We start from the raw sequence: 16,617 nt of genomic DNA, 5'->3' as shown, positions 1-16,617 counted from the left end.
GGGCGCGCAGCGCGGCGAGGGTTCGCGCGCGCTGCTGCGCCGCATGGCCGCCGTCATGGCCGAGCCGGGCGGCCCGCAGGAGCGGCTCGACCGCATCGTGCGCCTCATCGCCGAGTCGATGCGCACGGATGTGTGCTCGATCTATCTGCGCCGCGGCGAGCGCACGCTCGAGCTGTGCGCGACCCACGGTCTGAAGGCCAGCGCCGTGCACGCGGCGCGGCTGCGCGTGGGGCAGGGGCTGGTGGGTCTGATCGCGCAGCGCGCCGAGCCCATCAACACCGCCGAGGCGATGAACGAGCGCGGGTTCCAGTATCTGCCCGAAACGGGCGAGGAGGAATACCACGCCTTCGCCGGCGTCCCCATCCAGCGGCTCGGCGCGGTGCTGGGCGTGCTGGTGGTGCAGAACCGCGCCAGCCGCGTCTTCACCGAGGACGAGATGCACGGCCTCGAGGTCATCGCCATGGTGCTGGCCGAGATGACCGAGCTCGGGGCCTTCCTGTCCGAAGCCGACGCCGACGTGGCCGGCGCGCACCGGCGCCCCTTCTATGCGCGCGGCGTCTCGGGGCAGGAGGGCGCGGCCATGGGCGTGGTGCATCTGCACGAGCCGCGCGTGGCCGTGCAGAACCCCGTCGCCGAGGACCCCGCCGTCGAGCGTGCGCGCCTCGAGGCGGCGATGGAGGCGCTGCGCGGCGAGGTGGACCGGATGGTGACCGGCGATCTGGTCGGCAATCCGGGCGAGCATCGCGACGTGCTCGAGGCCTACCGCATGTTCGCGCATGACAAGGGCTGGCTGCGGCGGATGCTGGAATCGATCGACCGCGGCCTGAGCGCCGAGGTCGCCGTCGAGCGCGAGCAGACCGCCGCCCGCGCCAGGCTCGAGCGCGTCGCCGACCCCTATTTGCGCGAGCGGCTGCACGACCTTGACGACCTTGCCAACCGCCTGATGCGCAAGCTGGTCGGCGACGGCGGGCGCGAGCCGGTTCCCGAGAACGCCGTCCTTGTGGCGCGCAACATCGGTCCGGGCGATCTGCTGGAATACGGGCGCAAGCTGAAGGGCGTGGTGCTCGAAGAGGGTTCCATCGGCTCGCATGCGGCGATCGTGGCGCGCGCGCTGGGCATCCCCATGGTGCTGCAGGCGGCGGGCGTCGCGGCCGAGGCGCGCCCCGGCGACGTGATCCTGGTGGACGGCGACCTGGGCGTGGCGCATCTGCGCCCCGAGGACAGCGTGCTTGCCGCCTTCCGCGAGAAGATGGAGATGCGCGCCCAGGCGCAGGAGCTGTATGAGAGCCTGCGCGACAAGCCCGCCGTCTCGCTCGATGGGCGGCGCATCGCGTTGATGATGAACGCGGGGCTGATGACCGATCTGCCCTCGCTCGAATCGAGCGGCGCCGAGGGGGTGGGGCTTTACCGCACCGAGCTTCAGTTCCTGATCCGCAGCACCGTGCCGCGCCGCTCGGAGCAGGCGGCGCTATATTCGCGCGTGCTGGACGCCGCGCGGGGCAAGCCGGTGGTGTTCCGCACGCTCGACATCGGCTCGGACAAGGTGCTGCCCTATCTGCAACGCCCCGAAGAGCCGAACCCGGCGCTCGGCTGGCGCGCGATCCGCATCAGCCTGGACCGGCCGATGATCCTGCGCATGCAGATCCAGTCGCTGCTGCGCGGCGCGCGGGGCCGGCCGCTGCGGGTCATGTTTCCGCTGGTGGCCCAGGCGGCCGAGTATTTCGCCGCCCGCGACATGGTTCTGGAAGAGGTCGAGAATGAGCGCGCCCGCGGCCGCCCGGTCCCGAGCGAGCTGCGCATCGGCGCCATGCTCGAGACCCCCTCGCTGGCCTTCGCGCCCGACGCCTTCTTCCGCGAGGCGGATTTCATCTCGATCGGGGGCAACGACCTCAAGCAGTTCTTCTTCGCCGCCGATCGCGAGAACGAGCTCGTGCGCCGGCGCTACGACACGCTCGACGCGGCGTATCTGCGCTTCGTCGACCTGATCGTGCGCCGCTGCGCCGAGGCCGGAACCGAGCTGAGCTATTGCGGCGAGGATGCGGGCCGCCCGCTCGAGGCGCTGGCGCTGGCCGCGATGGGGGTGCGGGTCCTGTCCATGCGCCCGGCCTCGGTCGGCCCGGTCAAGAGCGCGATCCGCGCCGCCCGGCTGGACGAGGCGCGCGCGGTCATCGACGCCGCGCTGGCCGAGGGCGCGGCGACGCTGCGCGAGGCGCTGACCCGCTGGGCGGCCGAGGCGGGCGTCGTGCGGCCGGGCTGAGCGCGCCGCCTTGACCCGGCGGCGCGGCGCATCACCCTTTTGCGCATGGCCGCCGGGAAGCGGCGGGCGACGACGGAGCCGAACAGCGATGCGCGCAACGATCATGGCCGCCGCGGCGGCGGTCTGCCTGGCCGGGGCCGCCCCGGCCTGGGCGCCGGTGTCCTTCGACGGATGGGCCGAGCAGCGGTTCTCGCTGTTCTTCGGCAATGAGTGGCGCACGAGGGGAACGTCGCTCGAGGTGCGCGCCGACGGCACGGTCTCGATGCTGTGGTCGGCGCTGCCCGAAGCGGCATGGGGCGCGCGGGCGGCGTCCTGGCGCTGGTCGGTGGCGCGCAGCGTGCCGCCGACGGATCTGACGCGCAGGGGCGGCGACGACCGCAACCTGGCGCTCTATTTCATCTTCATGCCGGCCGAGATCGCCCGCGCCCATCGCGGCAAGGGCATCCGCGCGCTGCTGGACGTCGATGAGGCGCGGGTGCTGATGTATGTCTGGGGCGGCGCGCATCCGCGCGGGGCCGTGCTGCCGACGCCCTATCTGGGCGCGCGCGGGCGCACGGTGGCGCTGCGCCCGGCGGGCGAGGGCGCCTTCGCCGAGCAGGTCGATCTTGACGCCGACCACCGCCGCGCCTTCGGCGCGCCGGCGGCAAGCCTTGTGGGGCTGGCGGTGTCGGCGGACGCCGACGACACCGACTCGGCGCTGCGCGCGCGGCTCGAGGATCTGCGCCTGTCGCCGGTCTCCTCCCTTGCCGGAGGCTGAGGCCCGCCGCCGCGCCTTCCGCGGGGCGGAAAAGCGGCGCGCGACGATGCGCCGCCGCCGCGCGCGGGCGCTTGCGGCTTGGCATGCGGGGAAATTGGTCACATAATCGGACCAATTCTTCGGGCGCGCCCGCGCCCGCCGCTGCGAACGAGGTCCCGCCATGCAGATGCCCGAACCCGACGCCAAGGTGCTTGCCCGGCGCGAGCGCATCCTGGTCCGCCTGGCCGAGGCGCTGCCCGAGGACGCGCTGATCTCGGACCCGGCCGAGACCCGCGCCTATGACTGCGACGCGCTGACCGCCTATGCCTGCGCCCCTATGGCGGTGACGCTGCCGCGCAGCACCGAAGAGGTCAGCGCGGTGATGCGCATCTGCCATGAAGAGGGCGTCAGCGTCATTCCGCGCGGCTCGGGCACCGGGCTGGCGGGGGGCGCGCTGCCCACGGCGGACTCGGTGGTGCTGGGCGTGTCGCGCATGAACCGCGTGCTCGAGGTCTGCCCCGAGGACCGCTTCATCCGCGTCGAGGCCGGGCGCACCAACCTGTCGGTCACCGGCGCGGTCGAGGATCTGGGCTTCTTCTACGCGCCCGACCCCTCGTCGCAGCTGGCCTGCGCCATCGCGGGCAACATCGCCATGAATTCGGGCGGCGCGCACTGCCTGAAATACGGCGTCACCACCAACAACCTTCTGGGCGTCAAGATGGTGCTGGCCGACGGCGAGGTGGTCGAGCTGGGCGGGCCGACGCTCGAGCAGCCGGGGCTGGACCTGCTGGGCGTCGTCTGCGGCTCGGAAGGGCAGCTGGGCGTGGTCACCGAGGCGACGCTGCGCATCCTGCCCCGACCCGAGGGCGCGCGCCCCATCCTGCTGGCCTTCGACAGCCCGGTCACCGCCGGCGCATGCGTGGCCGCCATCATCCGCGCCGGCGTCCTGCCCGTGGCGATCGAGTTCATGGACCGCCGCATCATTCACCTGACCGAGAATTTCGTCGGCGCGGGCTACCCGCTGGACGCCGAGGCGCTGCTGATCGTCGAGGTCGAGGGCTCGGAGCCCGAGATCGACGAGCAGCTGGCCCGCATCAAGGCCGTGGCCGCCCGGCACGATCCGCTCGAGATGCGCGAAAGCTCGGGGCCCGAGCAGTCGGCCGCCATCTGGAAGGGCCGCAAGGCCGCCTTCGGCGCGACGGGGCAGGTGGCCGACTATCTGTGCATGGACGGAGTCATCCCGACCTCGGCCCTGCCCGACGTGCTGCGCCGCATGGCCGAGCTGTCGGCGCAATACGGGCTGGACGTGGCGAACGTGTTCCACGCCGGCGACGGCAACCTGCACCCGCTCATCATGTTCGACGCCAACGCGCCCGGCCAGCTCGAGAAGGCCGAGCGCCTGGGGGCCGAGATCCTGACCCTGTGCGTCGAGGCCGGCGGCTGCCTGACCGGCGAGCATGGCGTCGGCGTCGAGAAGCGCGATCTGATGACGCGCCAGTATGCGCCCGACGATCTGGATGCGCAGATGCTGGTCAAGGACGTGTTCGATCCCGACTGGATCCTCAACCCGGCCAAGGTCTTCCCGCTCGAAGCCAGCGCGGCGCGGCGCGCGCGCAAGGGGGCGGCGGCATGAGCGCCGGGGCCGTTCCGGGGGCGGCGGAAGTCCTGGCCCCCGCCGACGAGGCCGAGCTGGCGGCCATGGTCGCCGCCGCCGCCGCGCGCCGCGCGCCGCTGCGCATTCGCGGCGGCGGCACGCGCCTGGCGCTGGGCCGCCCGTCGCAGGCGGCGGCCGAGCTGAGCGTGGCGCGCCTGGGCGGCGTGCGCCTCTACGAGCCCGGCGCGCTGACGATCGTGGCCGCCGCCGGCGCCACCGTGGCCGAGATCGAGGCGACGCTGGCCGCCGAGCGCCAGATCCTGCCCTTCGAACCCATGGATCACCGGCGTCTTCTGGGAACGGACGGCGAGCCGACCATCGGCGGCGCGGCGGCGGTCAACGCCTCGGGGCCGCGCCGCGTGCAGGCGGGGGCGTGCCGCGATCTGATGCTGGGCGTGCGCTTCGTCGACGGGCGCGGCCGGGTCGTCAAGAATGGCGGGCGCGTGATGAAGAACGTCACGGGATACGACCTCGTCAAGCTGATGGCGGGCGCCCATGGCACGCTGGGCGTTCTGACCGAGATCGCCTTCAAGGTGCTGCCCGCGCCCGAATGCGCCGCCACGCTGTGGCTCGAGGGGCTGGAGGACGAAACCGCCATCCGCGCCATGAGCGCCGCGCTGACCTCGCCATGGGATGTGAGCGCGGCGGCGCATCTGTCGGGCGGGCCGACCATGATCCGCCTCGAGGGGCTCGAGGGATCGGTGCGCGCCCGCGCCGAGCGGCTGCGCGAGCGCCTCGCGGCCTTCGGCGACGTCGAAACGGCCGAGGAGGGGCCCCTTTCCTGGCGCGACGTGCGCGATTGCGCCCCCTTCGCCGGGCGGCCTGGCGCGGTGTGGCGCGTGGCGGCGCGGCCGTCGATGGCGGCGGCGGCGGTGGCGCGCCTGCGCGTCGAGCGGCCGGTCGAGGCGCTCTATGACTGGGGCGGCGGGCTGATCTGGCTGCTGACCCCCGAGCAGGACGACGCCGGCGCCGCCCTTGTGCGCGCCGCCGCCGAGGCCGCGCAGGGCCATGCGACGCTTGTGCGCGCGTCCGACGCGGTGCGCGCGGCGGTGGGCGCGTTTCATCCGCGCCCCGGCGCCGACGCGCTGGCCGCCGGGCTGCGCGCGCGCTTCGACCCGGCGGGGGTGCTCAACCCCGGCCTGATGGCGTCATGAGCCGCGTCGCCGCCGCGCGCCCGCATGGCGCGGCCCCGGCCCAGGCCCCGCGCCGCCGCGGCGGGGCGGGCCTGATCTTGCGCGCGTTCGCCCGCCCCCGCGCCGCAGCGCGTGCGGCGCGTGCGGCGCCCGTTTCCGCCCGCCCGCCCGCCGCCTGATCCGAGCGCAGCCGAGGAGCCCCCGATGCAGACCCGCTTCACCCCCGAGCAGCTGGCCGATCCGCGCATCGCCCGCGCCAACCGGATCCTGCGCAGCTGCGTGCATTGCGGCTTTTGCACCGCCACCTGCCCCACCTATCAGGTGCTGGGCGACGAGCTCGACAGCCCGCGCGGGCGCATCTACCTGATCAAGGAGATGCTCGAAAGCGGCCGCGACCCCGATCCGCGCACCGTCAGGCACATCGACCGCTGCCTCAGCTGCCTGGCCTGCATGACCACCTGCCCCTCGGGGGTGAACTACATGCACCTGGTGGACGAGGCCCGCGCCTATATCGAGCGCCGCTACCGCCGGCCGCCCTTCGAGCGGCTGCTGCGCTGGACGCTGGCCTGGATCCTGCCCCATCCGGGCCGCTTCCGCCTGGCGCTGCGCGCCGCGCGGCTGGCGCGGCCCCTTGCGGCGCTGGTCCCCGATGCGCGGCTCAGGGCGATGCTGCGCATGGCCCCGCGCCGCCTGCCGCCGCCCAGCCCGGCCGACGCGCCCCAGGTGTTCGCCGCCCAGGGCGCGCGGCGGGCGCGCGTGGCGCTGATGATCGGCTGCGCCCAGCGCGCGCTCGACCCCGGCATCAACGAGGCGACGATCCGCCTGCTCACCCGCCTCGGCTGCGATGTGGTCGTGCCGCGCGGCGCGGGCTGCTGCGGCGCGCTGGCCCACCACATGGGGCGCGAGCGCGACAGCCACGCCGCCGCCGCCCGCAACATCCGCGCCTTCATGGCCGAGGCGCGCGGCCAGGGCCTTGACGCCGTGGTCGTCAACGCCTCGGGCTGCGGCACGACCGTCAAGGATTACGGCGCGATGTTCGAGGGCGACCCGCTGGCCGAAGACGCCGCCGCCGTCGCGGCCATGGCGCGCGACGTGACCGAGCTTGTCGCCGAGCTGGGCCTGCCCGAGGGCGCCGCCGCGCCGCGCCCGCTGCGGGTGGCCTATCACGCGGCCTGCTCGCTTCAGCACGGGCAGAAGATCACCCGCCAGCCCAAGGCGCTGCTGCGCCAGGCGGGGTTCGAGGTGCTCGAGCCCGCCGACGCGCATCTGTGCTGCGGCTCGGCGGGCACCTACAACCTGCTTCAGCCCGAGATCGCCGAGCAGCTCAAGGCGCGCAAGGTCGCCACGCTCGAGGCCTTGAGCCCCGACGTGATCGCGGCCGGAAACATCGGCTGCATGGTGCAGATCGGCTCGGGATCGCGCGCGCCGGTCGTCCATACGGTCGAGCTGCTGGACTGGGCCACGGGCGGGCCCGAGCCGCGCGCCCTGTCCGCGGGCGGCGCGGCGCAGGCAAGGCAGCCGGGCGGGTTCCGCATGCCGGCCGACGCGCGCTGAAGGTCGGGCGCGTCTTCGCCCGCGAAGCGGACGCGGCCGGGGCGCGGCGCCCCCGAACCCGCGCCAGCCGCCGGCTCGCAGCGCGCGCATGGGCGGGGCCCGGCGCGGCCCATCGCCCGCGATCCGCGGATGGCGCGGCGGGCGGGGGTGCGCCGGACCCGCCGCCATGGCATGATCGCGCCATGCTCGCGAACCGGCGCCCTTGCTCGACCCTTCGCCGCCTTGGCGGCGCCGCCATGGCATGGCTGGCGGCTGCGGCTGCGGCGGCAGCCCCGTTGGGCGCCGCGGCCGCAAGCGACGCGCCGCCCGGCGCGCGCCGCATGGCCAACCCGGACGAGGCGCGCGCCTGGCGGGCGGTCGGGCGGCTCAACCTGGCGGGGCGGGGGTTCTGCACGGCGACTCTTGTCGCGCCCGACCTCATCGCGACCGCGGCGCATTGCCTGCGCCACCCGGTTTCGGGCCGCGCGCTGGCGCCCGAAAGGCTGCATTTCCTTCTTGGTCATGACCGCGGGCGTCATGCGGCGTATCGGCGCGGGCGGGCCGCCCTGTCGCCGCCGGGGGCGTCGGGCCGTGCCGAGGACGTGGCTGTGGTCGTGCTCGACGCCGCGGTCGACGAGGCGCCGCCGCTTGCCCTCGGCCCCTTGTCGGCGGCGACGTCGCCGCTGGCGCTGACGGTCGGCTACGGGGTCGATCGCCCCGAGGCGCTTTCGATCCAGCATGGCTGCCGGATTCTGGCGCGGCGCGGGGCGCTCATGCGCATCGGCTGCGCGGCGCCGCCGGGCTCTTCGGGCGCGCCGCTGATCGCGCGCGGCGCGGCGGGCCCGTTCCTGGCTGGCGTGATCGTGGCGCGCGGCCCGGACGGGCATGCGTTGGCCGTGGCGGCCGAGGCCTTGGCGCCGCTCATCGCCCGCGCGCGCGCCATGGAGGCGGGGCGATGAGGGCGCCGCGCCCGACCCCGAGCGCCGGCCGCATGCGCGCTCGGGCGCCCGCAGCCGGGGCGGCGCGGCGCAGCTGCGCGCCGGCGCTGACGGCGGCTCGGGGGGCGGCTCGGGCGGTGGCTCGGGCGGCAGCGCTGGGGGCGGCGCTGGCGGCGGGGTCCGCGCTCGGCGCCGGGCCTGAGGCGCCGCCGCGCGGCTGGCCGGCCATCGGGGCAGCGGCGCTGACCGGCGTGGGGCGGCTCGAGGCCGAGGGCGGCGGGCGCTGCACCGCGGCGCTGGTCGCGCCCGCTCTGATCGTCACCGCGGCGCATTGCCTGTTCGACCGGCGCGGCGCGCGGCTGCCCGATGCGCGGCTGCGCTTCCGCGCCGGGGGCGGGCCGGGGGGCGCGGGGGCCGCGCGCGCCATTCGGCGCAGCGCGCTCCTGCCCGGCTATGTCCATGGCGGCGCGCATCCTTCGTACGAATCGGTCGCCGCCGACCTGGCGCTGGCCGAGCTTGATGCGCCGATCGATCGCGCCGCCGTCGCCCCCCTTGCCCTGGCCGCGCCGGGCGCGCCGCCGGCGCCGGGGGCGACGCTGATCCTTCCGGGGCATGGGGCGGATGGACGGTTGTCGCTTCGGCGGTGCCCGCTCGAGGCGCGGGATGCGCGGATCCTGCGCCTTGGCTGCCGGGCGCCGGCGGGCTTTTCCGGCGCGCCCGTGGTGATGGCGGACGAGGGCGGCGCGCGGGCCGTCGCTATTCTGACCGCCGGCGGCGCGGGCAAGAGCTACGCCGTCGCGCTCGGGCCGGCCTTCGCGGCGCTTCGCGCGGCGTTCGACGCCGGGATCCCCGCACGCAAGACGGCGGCGCCCGGGCGCCCTGGCGCGCAAGGCGCCTGGAAAAGCAGCCGCCCGCCCGCGCGCTGATCCCCGCCGCGCGGGGCGGCGGGGAAGTTGGGCAGGTCCTCGGCCCCGCGCCTCTTGCCGCCGCGCCCGTCATCCCTTGCGCGGGCAGGCCGATCTTCGCGGCGCCTCCGGCCCCCTTCCGGGCGCGCCGCATCGACCGCCCCGCGGGGCGCCCGCAAGGCGCCGGGCGTCGATGGCCCCGGCCGGAGCGGGCCAGGTCGTCGGCGCGAATTCTGGACGGCGGTCTGCGGGTCGCCAGGCGGTGCGGGCCGAAAGCCGCCGCCGGCGCGCCCCCGCGGCGCGCGCGGCGGGGGCCGCACATGGCCCGCATCGAACGCGGCGGGACGGGGGCCGGCCGCGGGCGCGCCGTTCTTGCGCGGCCGCGCGGGGGCGCCCATATCCATTGCGCCGCCCGGCGCCGCTTTCGGGCCCGGCGGCGCGCAAGGGTCCGTCCGATGCGGAGGACCCGCCATCCTGTCGCTCTGACCGAGGAGAGGAACCAAGATGAGGCACGTCGATTTCACCCCGCTCTACCGCACCACCATCGGTTTCGACCGGCTGGCCAGCCTGCTGGACAACGTTCTGGCCGCCGAGACGGCGCAGGGCGGCTATCCGCCCTACAACATCGAGAAGACCGGCGAGGACGCCTACCGCATCACCGTCGCCGTGGCCGGGTTCTCGGAGGATGAGCTGAGCGTCGAGACCCGCGACGGGCAGCTGACCATCTCGGGCCGCAAGGTCGAGGACGAGCAGGAGCGCGGCCGCACCTTCCTGCATCGCGGCATCGCCGCGCGCGCCTTCGAGAAGCGCTTCCAGCTGGCCGATCATGTGCGCGCCGTGGGCGCCCGGATCGAGAACGGGCTGCTGCATGTGGATCTGGTGCGCGAAGTGCCCGAGGCGCTCAAGCCGCGCCGGATCGAGATCGTGAGCGACGCGCCGCGCAAGGCGGCCATCCGGCACGACGCCCCCGCGGCCGAAGAGGCGCAGGCGGTGCCGAGCGACGCCGCGCCGGCCGAGGCGCCCGCCCAGGCCTGACGGCTTCGCCGCGCGAGCCGGGGTCCGCGTCGGGCCCCCGCTCCAGCCGCTTGATGCGCGCGCCGTGGGGCGGCCATCGGTCGTTGTTGCGGCCTGAGGCGCGCACAGCTTTGGGCGCGGCGATGCGCGGTCGGCCCCAAGCGGCGCCGGGGCCCGCCCGCCATGCATCGCCGCCCGTTCGCCCCCCTTCGGCGCGGCGCGGGCGGTCCGGCGCCCGCCGCGGCGCGATCGTGCGGGCGCGCCCTGCGGCGCTCTGTGCGCATGCGCCCGCGGGGCGCGCGTTCGTCCCCCTTCATTGAGGGCCGCCTGGTCGGTGCGCGCTTCGGCGCCCTCCGGCTCGCCGCCTCATCGGCCGCCGTTTCATCGCTTCCGAAGGGATCGGGCGGCGACTTGCGAGAACCGGCGCCGAGCGGTGAGCCGGCGCATGGGCGCCGCGCCATTGGCAAGGTCTGGGCGGGGAAGACCCTTTTCAGCCCTCCCAGGTCACGTCGCCGACGAAGATGTAGCCCGCGCCGTAGATGGTGCGGATCAGCTTGGGGTTCTTGGGGTCGTCGCCCAGCTTGGTCCGCAGGCGCGAGACCCGCACGTCGATGGCGCGGTCGAACCCTTCCCCGGCGCCGCCGCCGATGCGGTCCTGGATCTGCGCGCGCGAGAGCAGCCGGTTGGGCGTTTCAAGGAACAGCCGCAGGATCTCGCCCTCGGCGCGCGACAGCCGCGCCTCGGCGCCGTTGGGGGCGGTCAGCGCATGGCCGTCGAAATCGACGCTCCAGCCGCCGAAGCGCGCGCGGCTGCGCCGGCCGGGGCTGGCGGCGCGCTCGCCCCGGCGCAGCAGAACGCGGATGCGGGCCACGACCTCGGCGGGGTCGAAGGGTTTGACGATGTAGTCGTCGGCGCCCAGCTCGAGCCCGGCGACCTTGTCCTGCACCCCGCGCCGGCCCGAGACGATCATCACGAGCGCGCCCTGCTCCTGCGCCAGCTTGTAGACAAGGGCCAGCCCGTCCTTGTCGGGCAGGCCCAGATCGACCAGGCACAGCGCCGGGCGCAGGCGGGGCAGGGCGTGCTCGAAGCTGGCGGCGGTCGAGAAGCCGCGCATGCGCAGCCCCGCCCCCTCGAGCGCGCCGCGCAGGATCTCCAGCACCTCGGGTTCGTCGTCCAGAACGGCGATCAGCGGGGCGTCGGTCATGCGGGCTCCGTCGCGGACCGCGCAAGCAGGGCGCGCAGCTGCTCGGCGGCGAAGGGTTTGTCCAGCGTCGCGAACCGGCCGCGCGCGCGCCGTCGCTCGGGCGCGTCGGGCGGCAGGCCCGTGGTCAGGATCACGCCAAGGCCGGGGCGCAGGGCGGTCAGGCGCTCGGCCAGCTCGACGCCGCTCATCCCCGGCCCCATGTCGATGTCCGAGACGACCAGCCCCACCTCTTCGACGCGGCGCGCCAGTTCGAGCGCCTCTTCGCCGTCGGCGGCCTCGAGCACCGGCCAGCCGGCCTCCTGCAGCGTCTCGCGCACCATGCGGCGCAGCTCGGGGTCGTCGTCGGCGACCAGCGCCAGCCCGCCGATGGCGGCCGGCAGGGCGGGGCCGGGGGCGATGCGCTCGAACTCGTCCGGCGCGCCGAGGGGCAGCGTCAGCGTCACCGCCGCGCCGGCGCCGGGCGCGCTGCGGATGGTCAGCTCGCCGCCCGCGCCCTGCGCGAAGCCGTAGACCATCGACAGCCCAAGGCCCGAGCCGTTGCGCCCCTTGGTGGTGAAGAAGGGCTCGAAGGCGCGCTCGCGCGCCTCGGGGTCGAAGCCCGGGCCGTTGTCGCGCACCGTGATCGACAGTTGCCCGTCGGCGACGGCGGCGGCGATCATGATCTCGCCGCCCTCGGGGCCCTCGGGGCGCGCGGCGACGGCGTCGCGCGCGTTCAGCAGCAGGTTCAGAACCGCGTCCTGCAGCTGGCCGGCGTCGAGCCAGGCGGGCGGCAGCATGGCGGGCACGTCGCGCGTGATGGACACTCCCGGCGGCGCCGAGGGGGCGAAGATCTCGACCAGGCCGTTGAGCAGATCGGCCACGTCCACGCGCGCGCGCCGCTGCTCGCGCTCGGCGGCGATCGAGGACAGGCGGTCGATCAGCTGCGCCCCCCGGCGCGCCGCGGCGCGGGTGCGCTCGGCCGCGTCGCGGACCGCGTCGGGCAGGGGGCCGGCGTCGAGGATGCGGCCCTGAAGGCCCAGGATCACCGTCAGCAGGTTCGAGAAGTCATGCGCCAGGCCCCGGGTCAGCTGCGCGGCGGCCTGCATCTTCTTCGATTGCAGCAGCGCCGCCGCCGCGCGGCTTTCCTCGGTCACGTCCAGCGACAGGATGTAGACGCCGCGCACGGCGCCGTCGGGTTCGCGCACCGGGGTGAAGACGCAGCGCACCTCGGCCTCTTCGCCGTCGGCGCGGCGGAACTGGAAGGCGCAGCGCGTCTGCTCGCCGGCGAAGGCGCGGTCGAGGGCGGGGCGGATCTTGTCGAACACCTCGGCGCCCAGCACCTGGGGCATGGGGCGGCCGACGATCTCGGCGGGCGCGGCGCCGGGGCCCAGCACCGCCTCGATGCGCTTGTTGGAATAGCGGTAGACGTAGTCGCGCTTGACGTAGGCGATGTGCGCGGGGGTCGTCTCGGTGGCCAGGCGCGCGCGCGCCTCCGAGCGCATCAGCGCGCGCTGCGTCTCGATCAGCGCGGCGTTGGCGGCGGCCAGCTCGCGGTTGGCGCGCGCAAGATTGGCCGAGTGCGCCAGAAGCTGCTCGGACAGGTCTTCCGAGCGCGCGCGCAAGAGCCGCTCTTGCCGGCGGTAATGGGTGATGTCGGTGTAGACTGCGATCCAGCCGCCCTGCGCCAGCGGGTGACCCTCGATCGAGATGGTCATGCCGTTGGGGCGGTCGCGCTCGAAATAGTGCGGCTCGAAGGCGCGGGCGCGCTCGACGCGGTGGCGCACGATCTCGTCCACCGGGCCGGGGCCGTATTCGCCGCGCTCGGCCATGAAGCGGATGATGTCCTCGAAGCGCGCGCCGCGGCGCACGAGCTCGGGCGGCAGGTCGAACATCTCGGTGAAGCGGGCGTTCCAGCCCACAAGGCGCAGCTGCGCGTCGAAGATGGTCAGCGCCTGCTGGATCAGGTTGAAGCCGGCCTCGATCAGCGCCGGATCGGCGGCGGGGATGTCGGCCGCGTCGTCGCGCCCCAGCCCCTGCCCATGCGCCTGCCCCGACGCGTGCCCGTGCGCAGGGTCGTGCGCAGGGTCGCGCGCCGCCGGCCGTTCGGCGCCGGCGCCGTCGGGCCCGCGCGGCGGCGGGGCGGGATATGCGCCATCATGCTGGGCCATGCTCTTGCGCTAGCACCATGCCCGCGCGTTCGTAAAGCGCGGCGAGGGGCTTGTTGCAATTCGTTGCAATGCTGAAAAACTGGCGCAAGACTCGGGCGCTTTAAGTGGGGCGCAGAACGCGCGCCGGGCCGAGTCCGCGGGGCAAGCGCAAGTCGGCGCTTGACCTTTTCGGGCCCGCGCGGGTTACTTGCACCCGGCGGCCCGGCCGCCGAGACAGGGAGCGGGACGCGCGCGAAGAACGCGCATCCGAGGGAGGACATCGCCGTGACAAGAGGCGCCGCGCTGGACAGCGCGCTCGACACCTTTCCGAAGCTGCTGGAGGACAACGCCCGCCGCTTCGGCGACCGGCCCGCGAATCGCGAGAAGGAATTCGGCATCTGGCAGAGCTGGACCTGGCGCGAGGTGCGCGACGGCACGCGCGCGCTGGCGATGGGCTTCATGGCGCTGGGGCTCGAGCCGGGCGAGCATGTGGCCATCATCGGCAAGAACAGGCCCAAGCTCTACTGGTCCATGATCGCCTCGCAGTATTGCGGCGCCACGCCCGTGCCGGTGTATCAGGACGCCGTGGCCGAAGAGATGGCCTTCGTGCTCGAACACGCCGAGGTCGTCTTCGCCGTGTGCGAGGATCAGGAGCAGGTGGACAAGGTGCTGGCGGTCAAGGACCGTCTGCCCAAGCTGCGCCACGTCATCTATCTGGACCCGCGCGGCCTGCGCAAATACGACCACACCACGCTGCACAGCATGGAGCATGTCGAGCGCCTGGGGCAGGACCGCCGCGCCGAGCTCGAGCCGCGCATCGACGCGATCCGCGACGCGGGCAAGGGCTCGGACACCTGCGTGATGCTCTACACCTCGGGCACCACGGGCCGCTCGAAGGGCGTGGTGCTGTCGAACGACAACGTCATCGTCACCGCCCGCGGCGCGGCGCAGTTCGACGACCTGCGCGAGACCGACAGCGTGCTGGCCTATCTGCCCATGGCGTGGGTGGGCGACTTCGTGTTCTCGGTGGGGCAGGCCTATGTGGTGGGCTTCTGCGTCAGCTGCCCCGAAAGCCAGGAGACGATGATGGCCGACCTCAAGGAGATCGGCCCGACCTACTTCTTCGCGCCGCCGCGCATCTTCGAGACGATCCTGACCAACGTCGCCATCCGCATGGAGGATGCGGGCCGCGTCAAGAAATGGCTCTACGACGTGTTCATGGCCCATGCGAAGAAGGTCGGCCCCGACATCCTCGACGGCAAGCCGGTCGGGCTGGGGGCGCGGCTGAAATACTGGCTGGGCGAGCTGCTGATCTACGGCCCGCTCAAGAACGTGCTGGGCTTCAGCAACGTGCGCGTGGGCTACACGGCGGGCGAGGCGATCGGCCCAGAGATCTTCCAGTTCTACCGCTCGCTGGGCATCAACCTCAAGCAGCTCTACGGCCAGACCGAGGCGACGGTGTTCATCACCATCCAGCCCGACGGCCAGGTGCGCGCCGACACGGTCGGCGTGCCGGGGCCGGGGGTCGAGATCCGCATCGCCGACAATGGCGAGGTGTTCTACCGCTCGCCCGGCGTGTTCCAGGAATACTACAAGAACCCCGAAAGCACCGCCGACACCAAGGACGCCGAAGGCTGGGTGGCGACGGGCGACGCGGGCTTCATCGATCCCGAGTCCGGCCAGCTGCGCATCATCGACCGCGCCAAGGACGTGGGCAAGATGGCCGACGGGTCGATGTTCGCGCCCAAGTTCGTCGAGAACAAGCTCAAGTTCTACCCGCCGATCCTCGAGGCGGTGGTGTTCGGCGCCGGGCGCGACCGCTGCGTGGCCTTCATCAACATCGACATGGCCGCGGTGGGCAACTGGGCCGAGCGCAACAACATCGCCTACGCCTCGTATCAGGAGCTGGCCGCCCATCCGCAGGTCTACGCCTGGGTGCAGAAGTGCATCGAGGAGGTCAACCGCGACGTGGCGCAGGATCCGATGCTGTCGGGCTGCCAGATCCACCGCTTCCTGATCCTGCACAAGGAGCTGGACGCCGACGACGGCGAGATGACCCGCACGCGCAAGGTGCGCCGGCGCATCGTCGAGGAGCGTTACAAGCCGCTCATCGACGCGCTCTACGCCGGCGAGCCGTCGGCCTACATCGAGACCGAAGTCACCTACGAGGACGGCCGCAAGGGCAAGATCGCGGCCACGCTCGAGCTGCGCGACGTCGCCGTGTTCGAGCGTCGGAGCGAGCAAGGGAGGGACGCCGCATGACCCATACAGTCGCCGAGGCCGCTTCCGACGACCTCGAATACGCCGTCAAGGAGGTTCAGCACGGCATCCCGCCGCGCGTCATCGGCGAGCCGGTGATGGAGATGAAGCACATCACGCTGCGCTTCGGCGGCGTGACGGCGATCAAGGACATCTCGTTCGACATCCGCGAGGGCGAGATCCGCGCCATCATCGGCCCCAACGGCGCGGGCAAGTCCTCGATGCTGAACGTCATCAACGGCTTCTATCACCCGCAGGAGGGCGAGATCTGGTTCCGCGGCAAGAAGCGCGGGCCGATGAAGCCGCACGAGATCGCCCGCCAGGGCATCGCGCGCACCTTCCAGAACATCGCCCTGTTCAAGGGCATGACCACGCTCGACAACATCATGACCGGGCGCATGACGCTGATGAAGACCGGCATGCTCAGCCAGCTGTGGTGGTGGGGCCGCGCCCAGGCCGAAGAGATCGAGCACCGCGAGAAGGTCGAGCGCATCATCGACTTTCTCGAGATCCAGCACATCCGCAAGACGCCCGTCGGCCGCCTGCCCTACGGCCTGCAGAAGCGCGTCGAGCTGGGCCGCGCCCTGGCGGCCGAGCCCAAGCTGCTGCTGCTGGACGAGCCGATGGCCGGCATGAACGTCGAGGAAAAGGAGGACATGTGCCGCTTCATCCTCGACGTGAACGACGAATTCGGCACCACCATCGCCCTGATCGAGCACGACATGGGCGTGGTGATGGACATCGCGGACCGGGTGGTCGTGCTGGACTACGGCAAGAAGATCGGCGACGGCACACCCGACGAGATCCGCAACAATCAGGAAGTGATCGACGCCTATCTCGGCGTGAGCCACGATTGAG

General features: G+C 73.6%; 12 protein-coding genes. 10 read left to right on the top strand and 2 right to left on the bottom strand.

The window, feature by feature from the left end; genetic code table 11:
* Positions 1–43: 43 nt before the first annotated feature.
* From ptsP to BMW67_RS11880, 8 genes are all read left to right on the top strand, one after another.
* Positions 44–2,257 (top strand): phosphoenolpyruvate--protein phosphotransferase, encoded by a 2,214-nt coding sequence (ptsP, locus tag BMW67_RS11915; protein WP_072747823.1) that lies wholly within the window; start codon positions 44–46, stop codon positions 2,255–2,257.
* A gap of 88 nt (positions 2,258–2,345) precedes the next feature.
* Positions 2,346–3,014, top strand: coding sequence for a DUF3047 domain-containing protein (locus tag BMW67_RS11910; protein WP_072747761.1), 669 nt, complete (start codon positions 2,346–2,348; stop codon positions 3,012–3,014).
* A 160-nt stretch (positions 3,015–3,174) separates the two neighbouring features.
* Positions 3,175–4,626: an FAD-linked oxidase C-terminal domain-containing protein gene (locus BMW67_RS11905; protein WP_072747760.1), complete on the top strand. Its 1,452-nt coding sequence runs from the start codon at positions 3,175–3,177 to the stop codon at positions 4,624–4,626.
* A gap of 32 nt (positions 4,627–4,658) precedes the next feature.
* Positions 4,659–5,801 (top strand): FAD-binding protein, encoded by a 1,143-nt coding sequence (locus BMW67_RS11900; RefSeq protein WP_072747822.1) that lies wholly within the window; start codon positions 4,659–4,661, stop codon positions 5,799–5,801.
* Positions 5,802–5,984: 183 nt separating this feature from the next.
* Complete coding sequence (gene glcF, locus BMW67_RS11895) at positions 5,985–7,334, top strand: glycolate oxidase subunit GlcF (protein WP_072747759.1); 1,350 nt, start codon at positions 5,985–5,987, stop codon at positions 7,332–7,334.
* 320 nt (positions 7,335–7,654) lie between these two features.
* Complete coding sequence (locus BMW67_RS11890; RefSeq protein WP_177174509.1) at positions 7,655–8,272, top strand: trypsin-like serine peptidase; 618 nt, start codon at positions 7,655–7,657, stop codon at positions 8,270–8,272.
* A 116-nt stretch (positions 8,273–8,388) separates the two neighbouring features.
* Positions 8,389–9,177 (top strand): trypsin-like serine peptidase, encoded by a 789-nt coding sequence (locus tag BMW67_RS11885; RefSeq protein WP_072747757.1) that lies wholly within the window; start codon positions 8,389–8,391, stop codon positions 9,175–9,177.
* Positions 9,178–9,660: 483 nt separating this feature from the next.
* On the top strand, positions 9,661–10,191 hold the full coding sequence (locus BMW67_RS11880; RefSeq protein WP_072747756.1) for an Hsp20 family protein: 531 nt from the start codon (positions 9,661–9,663) through the stop codon (positions 10,189–10,191).
* Positions 10,192–10,660: 469 nt separating this feature from the next.
* On the opposite strand, the gene BMW67_RS11875 is transcribed toward BMW67_RS11880, so the two are convergent.
* Complete coding sequence (locus BMW67_RS11875; RefSeq protein ID WP_072747755.1) at positions 10,661–11,374, bottom strand: response regulator transcription factor; 714 nt, start codon at positions 11,372–11,374, stop codon at positions 10,661–10,663.
* Complete coding sequence (locus BMW67_RS11870) at positions 11,371–13,521, bottom strand: hybrid sensor histidine kinase/response regulator (protein ID WP_083581420.1); 2,151 nt, start codon at positions 13,519–13,521, stop codon at positions 11,371–11,373. Before BMW67_RS11870 ends, BMW67_RS11875 begins: the two co-directional genes overlap by 4 nt.
* A 264-nt stretch (positions 13,522–13,785) precedes the next feature.
* On the opposite strand from BMW67_RS11870, the gene BMW67_RS11865 reads away from it, so the two are divergent.
* Positions 13,786–15,762: an AMP-binding protein gene (locus tag BMW67_RS11865; protein ID WP_072747754.1), complete on the top strand. Its 1,977-nt coding sequence runs from the start codon at positions 13,786–13,788 to the stop codon at positions 15,760–15,762.
* Between the two features lie 95 nt (positions 15,763–15,857).
* Positions 15,858–16,616, top strand: a complete 759-nt coding sequence (locus tag BMW67_RS11860; protein ID WP_245728523.1) for an ABC transporter ATP-binding protein — start codon at positions 15,858–15,860, stop codon at positions 16,614–16,616.
* Position 16,617 lies beyond the last annotated feature (1 nt).

The sequence above is a fragment of the Oceanicella actignis genome (genome assembly GCF_900111545.1).
Taxonomy (GTDB): domain Bacteria; phylum Pseudomonadota; class Alphaproteobacteria; order Rhodobacterales; family Rhodobacteraceae; genus Oceanicella; species Oceanicella actignis.
This window is presented reverse-complemented; position numbering and strand designations above follow the sequence as displayed.

Excerpts from the sequence above, each read along its gene's own strand:
- BMW67_RS11860 (WP_245728523.1), top strand. The coding sequence starts at position 15,858 with ATGGAGATGAAGCACATCACGCTGCGCTTCGGCGGCGTGACGGCGATC.
- ptsP (WP_072747823.1), top strand. The coding sequence starts at position 44 with ATGGCCGCCGTCATGGCCGAGCCGGGCGGCCCGCAGGAGCGGCTCGAC.
- BMW67_RS11910 (WP_072747761.1), top strand. The coding sequence starts at position 2,346 with ATGCGCGCAACGATCATGGCCGCCGCGGCGGCGGTCTGCCTGGCCGGG.
- BMW67_RS11890 (WP_177174509.1), top strand. The coding sequence starts at position 7,655 with ATGGCCAACCCGGACGAGGCGCGCGCCTGGCGGGCGGTCGGGCGGCTC.
- glcF (WP_072747759.1), top strand. The coding sequence starts at position 5,985 with ATGCAGACCCGCTTCACCCCCGAGCAGCTGGCCGATCCGCGCATCGCC.
- BMW67_RS11905 (WP_072747760.1), top strand. The coding sequence starts at position 3,175 with ATGCAGATGCCCGAACCCGACGCCAAGGTGCTTGCCCGGCGCGAGCGC.
- BMW67_RS11870 (WP_083581420.1), bottom strand. The coding sequence starts at position 13,521 with ATGGCCCAGCATGATGGCGCATATCCCGCCCCGCCGCCGCGCGGGCCC.
- BMW67_RS11880 (WP_072747756.1), top strand. The coding sequence starts at position 9,661 with ATGAGGCACGTCGATTTCACCCCGCTCTACCGCACCACCATCGGTTTC.
- BMW67_RS11875 (WP_072747755.1), bottom strand. The coding sequence starts at position 11,374 with ATGACCGACGCCCCGCTGATCGCCGTTCTGGACGACGAACCCGAGGTG.